Raw genomic sequence first — 15,117 nt, 5'->3', positions numbered from 1 at the left:
GAAAACCTCTTTTCAACATCGCTGTGAAAAAAGGTCCGGAACCGGTTCCAATATTATTGTATGCTGAGTCCAGTCAAATTGTCAACGCTTTCTCGCTGAATAATTTCGCAGCCGGAGACGGAGACTTTGGCGACCTCTTCTCCATTCACCAAGGCTATGATGTTCTCCGCAGCCAATTGCCCGGCTTCTCTGTAATAAAATCTCATAGTCGTCAACGCCGGATGAACAATCTCAGTAACCTCGTAATCGCCGAATCCCGTCACCGACACTCCGGAAGGAATTAGTATATGTCTGAGCGAGGCTGCTTTCATCACACCGAGTGCAATATTGTCGGTCGCGCACACGATGACTGTAGGCACCCTGTCCTCAAACAGCAAATCGGCCGCCGTCACAGCCTCGTTCATTCTGAATCCGGAGGTATAGAACCTTGCATCGCAATTTCCGTATTCGCGAAGAGCCCTTTGGAAGCCTTGCTTCCGCCTTACACCTACCGCGATATCCTGCTCCGTAACACCAAGATAAGCGATCTGGCGATGTCCTTTTTCAAGAATATGCTTGCCCATCAGATAACCGGCCATTACATCATCATGAATCACGCTATGCAGGTCTGCATGCTGCTGCCCGATCAGTATAACCGGAATTTTGCAGTCCCGGACCGCCTTCAGGTGCCGCTCCGTTACTTGCGCCGCCAGCAGCAGCAGACCAGAAACTTTTTGCCTCGCCATCTCATAAATGAATTCAATTTCCCGCTCCAAGTCCTGATTGGTGTTGGCAATGAGCAGCTGATACTGGCGTCCCCGCAACTCATCGTCTATGCCCATCAAGGTCTGCGAGACTGCATAGGAGTCCAAGCGCGGAACGATTGTGCCGATAATGCTGGTCCGCTTTGCCTTCAGGCTTTGGGCGAATGTGTTGGGCACATACTGGTTCTGTTTGATGATGCGTTCGATTTTCTCTCTCGTCGCATCGCTGACAGAACCACCGTTCAAATATCTTGAGACCGTACTTTTAGCCACACCCGCCGCCCGGGCGATATCAATGATAGTTTTCATTCTCAGGGCTCCTAGCTGAATTTTTCTTTCGTATCCCTCTATTTTACCACATGGATACCAGTCAGCTTAATAGAACAAATCCCAGCCTAAGTCCCATTCAAAAAAATTGCCTGCCCCTAATGCACACTGGGACAGGCACCTTCAACTTCATCATACATTTACAAGCAGATTTCTCAAACTTATTTCAAACTCTTCCAGACCCAATTCTCCACTTCCGGCAGGTCAATGCCCTCTTCACGGATATACTCATAATGCTTCTTAACCATAGCATCCATCTCATCCGCGATGGCAGTGTGTTTGTCAGCTGCAGGCAAGCTCAGAACAGCTTCCTTCGTCAGATCGAAACGGTCCATCTGATTCAGTACACGCATATCGAACGGAGTCGTGATGTCGCCGTTCTCACGGTAGCCATGCACATGCAGGTTATGATTGTGGCGGTCGAAGAACAAGTCTTTAATCAGGCCTTCATAACCATGGAAAGCGAAGATGACCGGTTTATCCTTTGTGAAAAATTGATCAAACTCATCGTCGGATAAACCACGCGGATCAAGTTTCTGGCTTCTCAGCTTAAGCAGATCGACCACGTTGATATAACGGATTTTCAGCTCAGGCAATTTCTCATGCAGGATAGAGATGGCAGCCAAAGCTTCAATCGTAGGTTCGGTACCTGCAGAAGCAAATACAACATCAGGCTCTCCGCCTTTGTCCGTGCTGGCCCAGTCAATGATCTTGAGTCCTTTATCAACCAATTCCTGCGCCTCTTGAGCCGAGAACCACTGTGGACGCGGATGTTTGGACGACACAATCAGGTTGATCTTTTGACGGTCGTTCAGGATGGTGTCAAATACAGCCAGCAGGGAGTTGGCATCAGCCGGCAAATATTCCCGGATGAATTCCGGTTTTTTGTCTGCCAGGTGACCCAGCAAACCCGGATCCTGGTGCGTATAACCGTTATGGTCCTGCTGGAACACGGTTGAAGTTGCGACAACATTGAGTGAAGGGATATCAGCGCGCCAGCCTTGATCGGTTGCTTTACGCAGCCATTTGAAGTGCTGGGTAATCATCGAATCCACAACGCGCAGGAAAGCTTCATAACTTGCAAAAAAGCCATGACGTCCGGTTAATACATAACCTTCCAGCAGTCCTTCCGCCTGATGCTCCGATAATTGGGAATCAATTACACGGCCATACGAAGCGAGGAATTCGTCATTAGGTTCATTAATTTGATCCAGCCATTGGCGTTTGGTCACTTCAAACACAGGTCCCAGACGGTTGGACATCGTTTCATCCGGTCCGAAAATCCGGAAATTGCGGTTATCTTCATTGAGCAGGACAACCTCTTTCAGGTATTTTCCGAGAACGGCCATATCCTGCGCTACTACTTTACCTGGAACGGAGTTATCAAGCACATAGTCGCGGAAATCCGGCAGGCGCAAATCTTTGATAAGGTTGCCAGCGTTAGTAACAGGATTCATCCCCATACGTCTGTCGCCTGTAGGCAGGATTTCGGCAAGCTCTTCGTTCAAGCGGCCGTTCTCATCAAATAATTCTTCCGGTCTGTAGCTGTTCATCCATTCAAGCAAAGCTGGAGCATGCTTCATATTTTTCTGGTCAACCGGAATTGGAACCTGATGGGCACGGAACGAACCGGTATTCGGCACACCGTCCCATGCTGCCGGTCCAGTCCAGCCTTTAGGGGAACGGAAGACGAGCATCGGCCATACCGGGCGGGTAAGGTCGTTATTTTCACGCGCATTTTTTTGAATGGCTGCAATTCTTTCGACGATGGTATCGAGTACCTTCGCCATTTCCGGATGCATATGTTCAGGGTCTTCGCCTTCAACAAAGAACGGCTCCCAGCCCATGCCTGTAAAGTAAGCGGTGATTTCTTCTTTCGATTGACGGGACAGAATCGTCGGGTTGCTGATTTTAAATCCGTTCAAGTGCAGAATCGGCAAAACAGCGCCATCTGTAACAGGGTTGATGAAGCGGTTGGAGAACCATGATGCGGCCAGTGGTCCGGTTTCAGCCTCACCATCTCCAACGACAACAGCCGAAATCAAATCAGGGTTATCCAGAATAGCGCCAGCGCCGTGGGATAAAGAATAACCCAGCTCGCCGCCTTCATGAATGGATCCCGGAGTTTCAGGTGCAGCATGGGAAGCAACGCCGCCCGGGAACGAGAATTGTTTGAACAGTTTTTTGAGACCCGGGATATCCTGCGTAATTTCCGGATAAATCTCAGTATAGCTTCCGTCCAGATAGGAATTCGAAACCATAACCTGACCGCCATGACCCGGACCTTCAACATAGAACATGTTCAAATCATATTTAGTAATTACACGATTCAAATGGGCATAAATAAAGTTCTGGCCCGGAATAGTACCCCAGTGTCCGATAGGTTTAATCTTAATGTCAGCATCTTTCAAAGGTTCTCTTAACAACGGATTGTCTTTCAAATACAGCTGACCTACCGAAATGTAGTTGGTTGCACGCCAATAAGCGTCAAGCTTTTCCAGATACGTTTTAGACGAATAATCGACTTTCATGGTTGATAATCCCATTTCATCCACTCCTATATATATATTGTTGCTTATTGCCATCCTTTTTCTCTACAAATACATCATACCTCTGCTCAAAATAAATACAACCTTTTTGACAAGTGATACGGTCCAATTTTGTGAAAATTTGAACATAGTATGAAAAACTCAGGAAAAACGCTGTCAAAACACGGTTATATTGAAATTTATGTAAATACGTTACATCCACAAAAAAGTAAAGTATACAAAAAAATAAGACCGGGAAAGTTCCCGGTCTTATTCTGCTCCTTAATGAACAGATACAAACGTATTAAATTTCAAATATTGATAATGAAACCGCATATGGGAAAATTCAAAGGGAGTACCATTGTCCAAAAAGAAAATCCCCTCCATAATGCCAACAGGTTCATTTTCTTTCAAGTGCAGCAGCTCCTGATCCGTGGACAAGGACGGCTCGGCAAAAATAGATAAAAATGATTTGGTTACGGCCAGGTTGCGCGAGTCTTCCAGATAATTAAAAATGGAGCCCTCGATAATTGTCTGATTTAAATCCTGAACGATTTTTATCGGGATATAACCCGTCTCTATCATAAAGGGATCATCATCGAACAGGCGCAAGCGGACGATTTTGTATACAAAATCATGGGGCCCCAGGAACAAATCCCGCTGCAATTCTTTTGTTGGCGGAATAACCTCGAAATTCAACACTTTGACTTTAGGTTTCTTGCCATGCATCTGGAAATTGTCGGTGACACCCAGATTGGAACCTTCGTAATTGAAGATGGATTCGTTTTTTATGTATAAGGGGTTAATAAACGTGCCTGAACCTCGTTTTTTGAAAATGATTCCGACACTTTCCATTTTGGTTAATGCGCGCTTGATGGAGCTGCGGCTAACCTGATACGTTTCGCTAAGACTGCGTTCATCAGGTAATCGCATATCCGCAAACTGTCCAGCAAAGATTTTCATTTTAAGGTCATCAATTATTTGCTTGTAGACAAATTGTGTCATGGAGTACTCCCTCTCAGGTCTTCTGTAACAATTGATATGTATTCAATCAACCTCTTCTGTCTAACGAAAGGGTATGGATTAAAAATCAATATTAACTATATCATAATAATGAGATGGTTTATACTTTTCTCCACCCGATTTCTGCTAATTGAGGAAGGTTTATTTCAAAGAAAAACCTGATGATCTGCCGAAATATAAGAATGTGGCTATTTTTCCGGAGAGGGGGAGTTTATTATGCATATTGAAATCGTCAAAAGTCTGATCAGCCAAGTAACTGAAGAAGTCTTCTCAGAGAACAAGGATGCTATTGAGAAGGACGGAATTCAGAAAGAAAGCGTTGAATTAGCCGTTCAGTTATCCGCCTTAACAACAATAAAGATCCTTGAAAAACTTGAACTCATCGATAAAAACTAAACGTCTGTCTATCTATATTACATACACACTGACATAGACAAGAACGCAAGCAAACCGCAGCAAGGGAATCATCCTTACTGCGGTTTTTTTATTGCTCTCTTTTAAGCGGCAGACCTTTTTACTTACCATTAAAACCGCTCTTTACAAACCCGCCTTATTCACGCCGGGCGGCTGCATCTCCCTCTTCATCAAGCTGCCTTAGCTCCGCTATCTGATGCAAGTGATTCAGCATCTGCTGAAAATGATCGGCTTTTTTCTGAATCGTAAGGACAAGCATCTCAAACTGTTCGGAATCCTGCCCTGATTTCTCTATGACATGCAGCAGATCGGCATTGATGCGTTCCACATCTTCAAGGCTGCTGTCCTGGGAAACCTGAATTTTCTCCAGATGCTGGAATACTTCTTCCTCCGCTTCGACGATCTCGTTCATATAAACGGTCGATTGGCCGATCCGCTCGTTCGTCTCTGCCATGGCCCGTGTTCCATCACTGGACTTGTCGTGTAGCTGTTCTATCACGTCAGTCATCCCCGACAGCGAACCCATAATTTCTTCCACGTGACTGCGGGTACGGTCGGCAAGATTGCGGATTTCTGAAGAAACGACCGCGAACCCCCGCCCATGCTCACCAGCCCTTGCCGCCTCGATGGCTGCGTTCAGGGACAGCAGATTGGTCTGCTCGGCGATTTCCGTAATAATGCCCGCCAGCTGCCCAATACTCTGAAAATGCTGGCTTAGCTCTTGATTTAAAGACACAAACTGGGTGAATATCGCCGAGGCTTTCTGCATTTCAGCAGATATCTGTACGTTGGCTTCCTTCGCATATTCAATTTTGTTTGAGGAAGACGCGAGACTGCCATACATTTCATTGATAAGCCTTTCTGTTTGCTCGCTGTTGGCCTTCAAATGCTCCAGCAGCCGCTGCGTTCCGCCGATCTGGCTGATCATCTCTCCGCTTCCTGCGCGCAGAGCTGCGAAATCCTCTACCATCCGTCCCTCTTCCTGGAGGATGAACCCGGTTTCGCGGCTGATCTGCTCCGCCAAGGAATAGGCATGAATGCCATAGGATAATGGCTTGGAGACGGGATTCGAATCATTCCAGGTGCTTGATTGGCCGGGCATACTGTCCTTTTCTGTCTGGATGACGCTGCCATTAGTTACTATTTCCGCGTCACGGCTGCTTTTCCCCCATGAAGCACGCAGCTTGTTGATCCATTGCATAATGAGTCCCCCTTATCCGACCAGCAGTAATACCATTGTCTGGTTGGCATGCTTTTTGTAATATTGCTCCCCGTAGCTGATGAAGCCGGCGGTGTTCCCGCAGAACCCGATCATCTTGTCGTCAAATCCTGCCCACAAGCCATCCCGGAGGAACAGCCTGTCGCGCAGCGTACAATTGATGTTCAGTACAAAAGCAGGCTTAAACGGAATCTCACGCAGTGTCTGCTCCAGCACCACAAGCGGGTCAGCCGCGCTAAGCACCTCCAGATAAGTGCTCGGCATCAATTGGCTGTAGAAGGTAATAGACTTGTCCGGATTGATGACCATCGGAGATGCGATAATCAGATCGTCTTCGTATCTTTTGCCCAGCGGGTTGCTCAGGAAATGCCCGGCTAACAGGTCTTCCTTCACATCCAGTACACGCGCATATTCCTCTGCCGCCGGGCGGCCGTTAAACGAATATACCGTTCGTCCAAACACATCCGCTTCTGTTACCAGCAGTTTCGTTCCGGTCGGAACGTATATGTTCTCTTTGATCAATGCGGTACGGGCGGTCAAGTTGAAAAAGATTCCCAGGTTGCGCACCCGGCGGCTTCCGATATAAAGATAGGTCTCTCCGCTCTCATCATCCGCTGCGCTTCCGCCAAGCACCTTGAACTCTTGATCGATGAAATAAAGCGAGGAGAGAATCGTCTCCTCCATTGCAGCCCTTCCGTCGCACAGCAGCAGCAGAAACGCATTCACGTTGTCTTTTACTTTATGGTACGAGGCCTTGAGGTTATCGCCGCTGAGCACGGGCGGGTGCAGAATTTCCACAATATCGGCGATATCCGCATCGTATTCAAATCCCGAAACCACGCCGTTCCGGTAACCCTTCGGGGTATATTCACCTTTGGTCGAACATAACACGGCATTTGCAGGCGCATGCGGGGACAGTTCCCTGACAGCACCAGCGGAGGCGAACAGCACGAGACCACGGCTGCTTGGCTTTTCCCCCAGGTAACGTTTGACTTCGTACAATGTGTCAAAAGATAAAGCTTTCATTATGTATAACAACCTTCTTTCGCGGGAAGCTTCCCTTGTAAACTGTTATTGAAAAATTTAGCTTTTATTTTCAATTCTCTAATGGTAAAACGAGAATGGGGATTGTTGTCTGTGAGCAATGTCGCAGGCAGCTTGAAGAGACCGCAATTCCATGGCTGAAAGGGCATACGCCTATAGGTCAGTTGAGGTCATGCCCGAAAGCTTGTATGATGAACATACAGTTACCCGAAAGGACAGGAAAGAAGGTGCATCATGACTTATTCACAGCGTTCAACCCACAGCGCAGCCTCATCTGACTTCACGTATCTGGAGTACCAGATTGGCATTGCCGGGGAAGAATTGAAGCAAGCTGAACATGCCGGAAAAGCTTGTGAGGCAGATTTGAACCGGTTAAGAACCTCTCCGGCGTATGACCCGGTGACTGATGCCTCCGAGGAGGAGAAACTGCTGGAGCAGGCAGCCAGACAACATGCCTTAGCCGAAGCTATCCGCACAAGTCTCGCCGGACTTGAGGATGAGCTTGCAAAGCTTGAGGATGAATAATATCTGATCAACCAAGCGGAAACGGATATTTTATAGCGTGAAGCATATAAATAATTATATTTACAAAAAGCCGCCGAACCTCTCAGGGTTCGGCGGCTTTTGTGTTGAGCATCGCGTAGTGCGATATTAGGTCAGTTTTGGGTCAGTTTTACCAGACTGTAATTTTTCTTGCCCTTGCGGATGATGATGAATCGTCCGCCGATAGCATGATCAGCCGTAATCTCCACTTCAAGCTCACTCACACGCTCACCGTTAATGGAGATTGCCCCTTTGGTGATATCCTCACGCGCCTGGCGTTTGGACGGCTCAATCCCTAAGTCCACCAGCCATTCCACGATATTTTTCGATTCAGCGGCTGCGGTATAGGTCGGCATTTCCTTGAAGCCTTCCTCGATTTCGTCTGCGGTCAGAGAGCGGATATCCCCGCTGAACAGGGCAGCGGTGATACGTTTTGCCTGCTCCAGCAGCTCTTCGCCATGAACAAACCGGGTCATCTCTTCGGCCAGTGCTTTCTGAGCTTCCCGTTTATGCGGTTCAGTTTGTACTTTTTCGGCAAGTGCTTCGATTTCCGTCTTACTCAGGAACGTGAAGTATTTGAGGTATTTCACCACATCGCGGTCATCGGTGTTGGCCCAGAACTGGTAGAACTCATACGGCGTCGTTTTCTTAGGATCAAGCCATACGGCACCCCCGGCGGTTTTTCCGAATTTGGTGCCGTCCGATTTGAGCATCAGCGGGATGGTAAGGCCGAATACCTTGGCTTCGCTGCCTTCTTTTTTACGGATAAGATCCAGTCCGCTCGTGATATTGCCCCATTGGTCAGAGCCGCCGATCTGCAGCTGCACATCCTCATGCTGGTACAGATGCAGGTAATCGATCGACTGCAGAATCTGGTAGGCGAATTCGGTGAACGAAATCCCGCTGTCGAGCCGGCTGGAAACAACATCTTTGGCCAGCATCGTGTTGATGCTGAAGTTTTTGCCGTAGTCCCGCAGAAATTCGATCACGTTAATGTTCTTCGTCCAGTCGTAGTTGTTGACCATGCGCACCTGGTTGTCACCGTCGGTAACAAACAATCTCTTCATTTGAGCAGTCAGCGCTGCAACATTCTCCTGCACCTGCTCCATCGTCTGCAGCGAACGTTCACTCTGGCGGCCGCTTGGATCGCCGATTGTGCCGGTTGCCCCGCCGATGAGAATTACCGGACGATGTCCGGCGAGCTGGAAACGCTTCAGCATCATAAAGGGAATCAAATGGCCAATATGCATGCTGTCGCCTGTAGGGTCTACGCCGCAATAGAGCGAAATCGCCTTCGTATTCGTTAGTTCCCGCAGTCCTTCCGCATCCGTCTGCTGATTAATCGCATCGCGCCATTCCAGTTCATCAATAATGTTCAACATGATACAGCCCCTTTTGTGTAATTATTCGTGTTCTTTGGATTTACGTTGAAGCAAGCACAGCGGCTGGGTTTCGGAGGATTTGGCCAACAAAAAAATCGCCCCCTTGTCTATGAAGACACAGGGACGACTATAATTAACCGTGTTACCACCCAAATTGCACGAACACTTAACAGCTGTGTCCGTACCACTTTCAGCGAGTTATCGTTCGCTTCCTTCCGCTTGGCATTACCCAAGATACTCCGGAGTGTAATTCGCAGTCCATGTGTGTGCCGGGTTCCATCACCCCCCGGCTTTCTGTGACAGGGACAAAGGCTGCTACTGTCTCGTTCAACGTATACCAACTATAAGATTACAGAAAGTATAGCCAATTCCAAATTTGTTGTCAATGCAGCGGCTGTGTGTAACCCCAATCTGCGTCTCACTTTTGTTTCATCTATAAGACATGTTGCAGGCTATGCCCAATATTCTACCATTCTTCACAGTTACCCCTACTCTGGTTTCAGCTTTGCTTTCACAAAAACGATTGGCACTATATTCACCACTGCGAAAATCGCAATTGCCGCATATAGCGCCCACCAGCCCGGCAGCAGGCAGCCCAATACCATTGCCGCACCCCCGGCGACATACCATTTTCCAGCGAAGCGCTGAGCCCTGAACCATGCCTGTTCATCTCTCATTGTCTCTTTGGTCCGCAGACCCGCCAGGGAATTCCGTCTCAGCTTGGGCATCCGGTTGCCGGTTAGCAGCATAATCAGTCCGAGCATCCCGGCAGCAATCCGCACAAGATCCATTCTCGAAAAATCAAAACTTCCCGCTTGCACTAATAATGCCTGAACCGATATTCCCGCAAACAGCACGGTGCAGCAGAGGGTGGTAATATCCAATGTTTTGGTGATGGATCTTGCGTTATCTTCGCCTTTACGTGCGGCGCTTCGAATGATGAAAAAGAATATCAGCTTAAAGAATATGAACCCCATCAGACCTAAAGCGGCCAGAAAGGGTACCTCCGAGCTGGATTTGGGCACAAAGCGGTCGGCATTCCCTTTGATGTCGAAATGCATCGGCACCATGTCCGGCATTTGCGGGTACAGATAGAGATATAAACCCATCGGAATTAAGGCAACAAGCAGGGCAATGCTGCTGGTCATCTTGAATTTGAGCATCTTCATTCCTCCTCTTTGAACGCTAGAATCCACTTCATTACATCGTCAAATACACTGGTGTTCAGTTCATAATAAATATACTTTCCGTCCCGCTCGGTGCGGACCAGATCGGCCTCCCGGAGTACGGACAGATGATGCGACACGGTCGCCTGCGTCATCTCAAAGCGTTCGCCGATGCTTCCTGCGGTCATCCTTCCGCCCTTCAGCATTTCGAGCATCTCTCTGCGGTATTCATCCGACAGAGCTTTGAAAGTATCCTTAATTCCCATGCGCACCTCCCGTTAACAATTAGATCAAAATCATTTCGAAATATTTCTATATGTAGAATATACCATTTTCACTAAAATTACAATAGGGGAGCTCCCAATTATCCATGAATGTAGAACAAGCCTTGGAAGATACTCCAAGGCCCGTTTTTTTCTTTTTTCTAAACTATTATTTCCTCAATCATGCCCTGACTGGACACCAGCTGCTCTCTCACCTCATCCACCACATTCCTCAGGCGTTCACAAGTGTCAATCAACTGGTTGACCTCTTCCCGGCCCACCTTCTCAATAATCTCGTTCATGACGCAGGAATACCGCTCCATCTTCTTGTTGAATTCCGTCTGCCCCTGTTCCGTAAGGCTGATATAGATCACTCTGCGGTCTGTTACAGACATAGCGCGTTCAATATACCCCTTCTCTTCCAGAGAGCTGACAACCTGCGAGGCGGTGGGTCTGCTGATTTGCAGCAGCTCGCTTAATTTGGAGATCATGACTCCCGGACACTCCGGCGCCTCCGGTTCTCTACTTTCTTTCTTCATCATGACATTGATGGCGAACATCATAAGAAATTCCCCGTGGGGAATCGAATCATTCCATTTGGTGCGGGTGGTCAAGCGTTTGATGTTCTCGAATACCATTAGCAGCTTTTCTTCTTGACTATCCTGGGGATTCATAAGACACCTCCGGTTATAGTAGGTCATACCCTTACCTTACATTTCTCGAAAAATAGCGTCGTTCAGCTTCTGCAGCAGCTGCCCGAAATTCTCCCGTTCCTCTTCGGTCCAGTCCTCCAGCATTTTGCCGACCTTATCCTGGCGGATATCCATGTTCTGTTTCAGCATGTTAAGTCCAAGTTCAGAAATCTGCAGCGTATAAGCCCTTCCGTCCTGCGGGTCCGGTTCACGGAACAGATAACCCTTCTGCTCCAGCGTTGACGCCTGTCTGCTGATCGTAGAGATATCCAGCCGGAATTCCTCAGACAGCGCCTTAACACCGGCCGAGCCATGCGAGGCGATTTGACGCAGCAGCAGATACGCGGAGAAGTCCAGCATACCGAGTTTTTTATATGTGCTCATTGAAGTCAAACGGCGGCTGAGAATTGACATTTCCAGTTCTATGGTTTCTATCGGACGTTTCTCCATGGCAGGTTGTGACCTCTCTCTCAGCTGAAGCATATTATAGTGATACAAGTAATTTTCATAGGAATACACGGATGATTATTGACATCATCATGGCAACTTGTATAATACAAGTATATAGTTTCATTATACAAGTTATTCTTATAAAAGCTAGTGAATTGTTACTGGGGGAACTTTATGAAAGCTCATGAATTTATGATCACGCAGGTCTACAAGGTCAAAGAATATGATACCGTACGGACCTTTATTGAGAAATGCATTCAGCACCGGATCAGCGGCATGCCAGTCATCAACGACAGAAACGAAATTGTCGCTTATTTAAGCGATGGAGACATAATGCGCTATATCGGCAAACATGATGATGTCATCGTTGATTCCTTTTTCCAATTGAATGTGATTAAAGGCGATGAGGATGAGTACGAAGAACGGACCCGGAAGCTGCTGAATCTAAATGTGATGGCAATTGCCAAAAAGAAAGTCATCACGGTATCCTGGGACGAAGACATCGAACGGATCGCCGCCATTCTGGGCAAAAAACAGATCAAAAAGGTTCCGGTTGAACGCGGACGTGTGCTCGTAGGCATTATCAGCCGCGGCGACGTCATCCGCCATTCCTTCAAATCACTGCTCTAGCCGCACATCGCTTCGAAAAGATAGACATCTTCCGGCTGTCCTCCCCAGTTGCGGACAGGTGACAAGACAGCCGGTTATACCCCGGGAAGCTCCTGCCCGCAAAGCCCATAAAAGAAAAGATGCAGCAGCTCATCCAGAAAAGCAGCTTTATCCTCGTGTTTTTCCATCACCCCAAGCATTTCCTCGGAACTCTTCATGTAGATTTGAATAAGCATCAGGAACGCCTCTACAGAGACCTTATCCGAAATTTCACCGCTCGCTTTTCCGTCCTCCAGCATTTTGACCATCAGTGGAATTATCTTGGTATCATGCTGCTCCTGAATGTACGCGTACATCTCCGGGTCATCAAACATAACCTCCTTGATCAGCGCCGGTGACAGGTTGTAATACGTTTCTTTCTCCTTAAAAATAGTGTAACTGATCAGTTCCCTCAGCGACTGTTTCTTCAGCATTTCTTCCTCGAATTCCCGGATGGCCCGCTGAATAAAATCCTTGAAAGACTCCTTAAGCAGCTCTTCCTTGCTGCCAAAATAATTATAAATCGTGACCTGCGAGACTTCCGCCTCCTTGGCAATATCAGCAATCCGCAGCCGCTTCGGCTCCCAGGTCCTCAGCATGACCATGGTTGTCTTCATAATATTCCCCTTGATCATTGCCTTTCTCTTCTCGAAGCCGTTCATGTCTTCACCCTAACTTGACCATTTTGTGTACTGTCCGAAAAATAATGAAATATATTATTCATATGAGTTCATAATTATATTGACTTAGGTAATTCCCGGGACTATTATAACATATGAAATATACAGCCACTAATATTTCATTATTACGGCGGGGGTGCAGCATGCTGAAGGTAGAGGGCTTAACCAAACGGTTTTCAAACGGCAGAGGGATTGAAGAAGTATCGTTCACGGTAGCGAGAGGCGAGGTCTTCGGTTTCCTGGGGCCTAACGGAGCAGGGAAATCGACAACGATCCGGCATATTATGGGATTCATGAAGCCGGACCGGGGTTCTGTCACGATTAACGGGCTGGATGTCTGGAAGGGACAGGGAACAGTACAGAGGCATACCGGGTATTTGCCGGGAGAGATTAACTTTATTGACGGCATGACCGGCAAAGGTTTTCTTGATTTCATGACTTCGATGCAGGGTGTGAAAAACTCTGCCAAACGTGAACAGCTGATCGACCGGCTGCAATTTGATGCCGCCACCCCGATCCGCAAGATGTCAAAGGGCATGAAGCAGAAGGTTGGAATTGTTGCCGCCTTCATGCACAGCCCCGACGTTATTATTCTCGATGAACCGACCTCAGGCCTGGACCCGCTGATGCAGAAGGTATTTATTGAACTCGTGCTGGAGGAAAAAGCAGCGGGAACCACCTTCCTGATGTCTTCCCACAGCTTCCAGGAGATCGAACGCACCTGCGACCGGGCAGCAATTATCAAGGACGGGAAGATCATCGCCGTCAAAAACATTCATGAACTGCAGTCGATGCAGCGCAAGCTGTTCGAGATCATTTTTGAAACGGCCGAAGAAGCGGAGCGTTTTGCCTCCTCCGGCCTGCAGGTGCTTACCTGTGAAGGAAACCTGGTGCGGATTGCCGTACAGGGAAATTACAATGAATTCACCCGGGAGATCGCCAATTTCCGGATTCGAAGTCTCGATGTATCGACGCAGAATCTGGAAGATATTTTCATGAATTATTATGATCGTGAGGCGGGTGTCCAATGAATCTTCCACTCTATAAAGAAATGATGCGGGTCAATTTGAAAGGCATTATGAATTACGCCTTTGGTTCCGCCTTCTATATTGTGTTTATGATCTGGCTGTATCCGGGACTTGCGGACAATACGAAAGCCATTGATGATCTTGTAAAAGCCATGCCCGAGGGGGTCAGCAACGCCTTTGGACTGAGCAATGGCTTCGCCAATGCCGAAGCCTTCATTTCGGGAGAATATTACGGGCTCATCCTGGTGCTGATCCTGTCCATCGTTTGTGTGCAGATGTCTACCCAGCTGGTAGCAAGGTTAGTGGACCGCGGCTCCATGGCCTATCTGCTGGCCACGCCGACCACACGCCGCAAGGTTGCCTTTACGCAGGCACTCGTGCTGGTCACCTCACTGTTCATTATTATGACTGTAACCACACTGGCCGGATTCGCCGGCAAGCTCTGGTTTCTTGGTACGGAATATGAATTCGGCATGGGCCGGTTTACCCAGCTTAACACCGTTGCGTTCCTGTTGTTTTTTGCCATTGGCGGCCTTGTCTTTCTGGTCTCCTGTGTATGCAATGACGAGAAGAAAGCACTCGGGACTTCCGGAGGCATCACCTTCGGTTTCTTCACAATCGATATTCTCGCGAAAATCACAGATAAACTGGATGCGCTGCGCTACTTCACGTTGTTCAGCTTCTACCGCCCCGGCGATATCGTGCAAGGCACGGCGGATGTCGCCTGGATTTCCTTCTGGCTGCTCCTGACCGGGCTGCTGGCCTTCGCTGCAGGCATCCAGATTTTCCGGCAGCGCGACCTGCCGTTGTAAGCCGGGGGAATCAAAGGTACCTTTACACTTCATTCCACCAAATAGACCGCGGGTGGTGAATTCAAAGGTACTTTTACGTGCGGATTCCTAACACTTGTACACGCTCAGTGCGAGTCCGCACCTGCGTGTCATCAAGTTTGCGAGAGCGCTGCAAT

General features: G+C 48.0%; 16 protein-coding genes. 5 read left to right on the top strand and 11 right to left on the bottom strand.

The window, feature by feature from the left end:
- Positions 1 to 53 precede the first annotated feature (53 nt).
- From H70357_RS08805 to H70357_RS08795, 3 genes are all read right to left on the bottom strand, one after another.
- Positions 54 to 1,052 (bottom strand): LacI family DNA-binding transcriptional regulator, encoded by a 999-nt coding sequence (locus H70357_RS08805; RefSeq protein WP_038588029.1) that lies wholly within the window; start codon positions 1,050 to 1,052, stop codon positions 54 to 56.
- A gap of 179 nt (positions 1,053 to 1,231) precedes the next feature.
- Positions 1,232 to 3,616 (bottom strand): phosphoketolase family protein, encoded by a 2,385-nt coding sequence (locus tag H70357_RS08800; RefSeq protein ID WP_197073670.1) that lies wholly within the window; start codon positions 3,614 to 3,616, stop codon positions 1,232 to 1,234.
- A 264-nt stretch (positions 3,617 to 3,880) separates the two neighbouring features.
- Positions 3,881 to 4,603, bottom strand: coding sequence for a GntR family transcriptional regulator (locus tag H70357_RS08795; RefSeq protein WP_038588026.1), 723 nt, complete (start codon positions 4,601 to 4,603; stop codon positions 3,881 to 3,883).
- 234 nt (positions 4,604 to 4,837) lie between these two features.
- Here H70357_RS08795 and H70357_RS08790 point away from each other — a divergent pair, with 234 nt between their 5' ends.
- Positions 4,838 to 5,017: a hypothetical protein gene (locus H70357_RS08790; RefSeq protein ID WP_038588023.1), complete on the top strand. Its 180-nt coding sequence runs from the start codon at positions 4,838 to 4,840 to the stop codon at positions 5,015 to 5,017.
- 154 nt (positions 5,018 to 5,171) lie between these two features.
- Here the strand turns inward: H70357_RS08790 and H70357_RS08785 are convergent, their stop codons facing one another.
- Both H70357_RS08785 and H70357_RS08780 read right to left on the bottom strand, forming a co-directional pair.
- Complete coding sequence (locus H70357_RS08785; protein ID WP_052091920.1) at positions 5,172 to 6,236, bottom strand: methyl-accepting chemotaxis protein; 1,065 nt, start codon at positions 6,234 to 6,236, stop codon at positions 5,172 to 5,174.
- Positions 6,237 to 6,248: 12 nt separating this feature from the next.
- Positions 6,249 to 7,280 carry an FIST signal transduction protein gene (locus H70357_RS08780; RefSeq protein WP_038588019.1) on the bottom strand — a complete coding sequence of 344 codons (1,032 nt, stop codon included), beginning with the start codon at positions 7,278 to 7,280 and terminating at the stop codon, positions 6,249 to 6,251.
- 252 nt (positions 7,281 to 7,532) lie between these two features.
- On the opposite strand from H70357_RS08780, the gene H70357_RS08775 reads away from it, so the two are divergent.
- Positions 7,533 to 7,823, top strand: a complete 291-nt coding sequence (locus tag H70357_RS08775) for a hypothetical protein (protein WP_038588016.1) — start codon at positions 7,533 to 7,535, stop codon at positions 7,821 to 7,823.
- A gap of 131 nt (positions 7,824 to 7,954) precedes the next feature.
- Here the strand turns inward: H70357_RS08775 and tyrS are convergent, their stop codons facing one another.
- The 5 genes from tyrS to H70357_RS08750 all read right to left on the bottom strand — a co-directional run bounded on the left by tyrS (position 7,955) and on the right by H70357_RS08750 (position 11,794).
- Entirely contained in the window at positions 7,955 to 9,220 is a 1,266-nt protein-coding gene (gene tyrS / locus H70357_RS08770; RefSeq protein ID WP_038599033.1) for a tyrosine--tRNA ligase, read from the bottom strand.
- A gap of 491 nt (positions 9,221 to 9,711) precedes the next feature.
- The gene (locus H70357_RS34235; protein ID WP_052091919.1) at positions 9,712 to 10,386 is read right to left on the bottom strand and encodes an SdpI family protein; all 675 of its coding nucleotides are present in this window, start codon (positions 10,384 to 10,386) and stop codon (positions 9,712 to 9,714) included.
- 2 nt (positions 10,387 to 10,388) lie between these two features.
- Positions 10,389 to 10,655 (bottom strand): autorepressor SdpR family transcription factor, encoded by a 267-nt coding sequence (locus H70357_RS08760; protein WP_038588013.1) that lies wholly within the window; start codon positions 10,653 to 10,655, stop codon positions 10,389 to 10,391.
- A gap of 158 nt (positions 10,656 to 10,813) precedes the next feature.
- Positions 10,814 to 11,326, bottom strand: coding sequence for a MarR family winged helix-turn-helix transcriptional regulator (locus H70357_RS08755; protein ID WP_038588010.1), 513 nt, complete (start codon positions 11,324 to 11,326; stop codon positions 10,814 to 10,816).
- Between the two features lie 36 nt (positions 11,327 to 11,362).
- On the bottom strand, positions 11,363 to 11,794 hold the full coding sequence (locus H70357_RS08750) for a MarR family winged helix-turn-helix transcriptional regulator (RefSeq protein ID WP_038588007.1): 432 nt from the start codon (positions 11,792 to 11,794) through the stop codon (positions 11,363 to 11,365).
- 174 nt (positions 11,795 to 11,968) lie between these two features.
- Here H70357_RS08750 and H70357_RS08745 point away from each other — a divergent pair, with 174 nt between their 5' ends.
- Positions 11,969 to 12,424, top strand: a complete 456-nt coding sequence (locus H70357_RS08745; protein WP_038588003.1) for a CBS domain-containing protein — start codon at positions 11,969 to 11,971, stop codon at positions 12,422 to 12,424.
- A gap of 74 nt (positions 12,425 to 12,498) precedes the next feature.
- Here the strand turns inward: H70357_RS08745 and H70357_RS08740 are convergent, their stop codons facing one another.
- Positions 12,499 to 13,059 carry a TetR/AcrR family transcriptional regulator gene (locus tag H70357_RS08740; RefSeq protein WP_231578397.1) on the bottom strand — a complete coding sequence of 187 codons (561 nt, stop codon included), beginning with the start codon at positions 13,057 to 13,059 and terminating at the stop codon, positions 12,499 to 12,501.
- A gap of 206 nt (positions 13,060 to 13,265) precedes the next feature.
- On the opposite strand from H70357_RS08740, the gene H70357_RS08735 reads away from it, so the two are divergent.
- The gene (locus tag H70357_RS08735; protein WP_038587997.1) at positions 13,266 to 14,153 is read left to right on the top strand and encodes an ABC transporter ATP-binding protein; all 888 of its coding nucleotides are present in this window, start codon (positions 13,266 to 13,268) and stop codon (positions 14,151 to 14,153) included.
- Positions 14,150 to 14,962, top strand: a complete 813-nt coding sequence (locus tag H70357_RS08730; RefSeq protein ID WP_038587994.1) for an ABC transporter permease subunit — start codon at positions 14,150 to 14,152, stop codon at positions 14,960 to 14,962. Before H70357_RS08735 ends, H70357_RS08730 begins: the two co-directional genes overlap by 4 nt.
- The last annotated feature ends 155 nt before the right edge of the window (positions 14,963 to 15,117 follow it).

Origin of the sequence: Paenibacillus sp. FSL H7-0357 (assembly GCF_000758525.1) — a bacterium.
Taxonomy (GTDB): Bacteria; Bacillota; Bacilli; order Paenibacillales; family Paenibacillaceae; genus Paenibacillus_AQ.
This window is presented reverse-complemented; position numbering and strand designations above follow the sequence as displayed.

Coding starts and splice junctions, on each gene's coding strand:
- H70357_RS08780 (WP_038588019.1), bottom strand. CDS start 7,280: ATGAAAGCTTTATCTTTTGACACATTGTACGAAGTCAAACGTTACCTG.
- H70357_RS08795 (WP_038588026.1), bottom strand. CDS start 4,603: ATGACACAATTTGTCTACAAGCAAATAATTGATGACCTTAAAATGAAA.
- H70357_RS08730 (WP_038587994.1), top strand. CDS start 14,150: ATGAATCTTCCACTCTATAAAGAAATGATGCGGGTCAATTTGAAAGGC.
- H70357_RS08775 (WP_038588016.1), top strand. CDS start 7,533: ATGACTTATTCACAGCGTTCAACCCACAGCGCAGCCTCATCTGACTTC.
- H70357_RS08760 (WP_038588013.1), bottom strand. CDS start 10,655: ATGGGAATTAAGGATACTTTCAAAGCTCTGTCGGATGAATACCGCAGA.
- H70357_RS08745 (WP_038588003.1), top strand. CDS start 11,969: ATGAAAGCTCATGAATTTATGATCACGCAGGTCTACAAGGTCAAAGAA.
- H70357_RS08750 (WP_038588007.1), bottom strand. CDS start 11,794: ATGGAGAAACGTCCGATAGAAACCATAGAACTGGAAATGTCAATTCTC.
- H70357_RS34235 (WP_052091919.1), bottom strand. CDS start 10,386: ATGCTCAAATTCAAGATGACCAGCAGCATTGCCCTGCTTGTTGCCTTA.
- H70357_RS08805 (WP_038588029.1), bottom strand. CDS start 1,052: ATGAAAACTATCATTGATATCGCCCGGGCGGCGGGTGTGGCTAAAAGT.
- H70357_RS08755 (WP_038588010.1), bottom strand. CDS start 11,326: ATGAATCCCCAGGATAGTCAAGAAGAAAAGCTGCTAATGGTATTCGAG.
- H70357_RS08740 (WP_231578397.1), bottom strand. CDS start 13,059: ATGAAGACAACCATGGTCATGCTGAGGACCTGGGAGCCGAAGCGGCTG.
- H70357_RS08735 (WP_038587997.1), top strand. CDS start 13,266: ATGCTGAAGGTAGAGGGCTTAACCAAACGGTTTTCAAACGGCAGAGGG.
- H70357_RS08790 (WP_038588023.1), top strand. CDS start 4,838: ATGCATATTGAAATCGTCAAAAGTCTGATCAGCCAAGTAACTGAAGAA.
- H70357_RS08800 (WP_197073670.1), bottom strand. CDS start 3,616: ATGGGATTATCAACCATGAAAGTCGATTATTCGTCTAAAACGTATCTG.
- H70357_RS08785 (WP_052091920.1), bottom strand. CDS start 6,236: ATGCAATGGATCAACAAGCTGCGTGCTTCATGGGGGAAAAGCAGCCGT.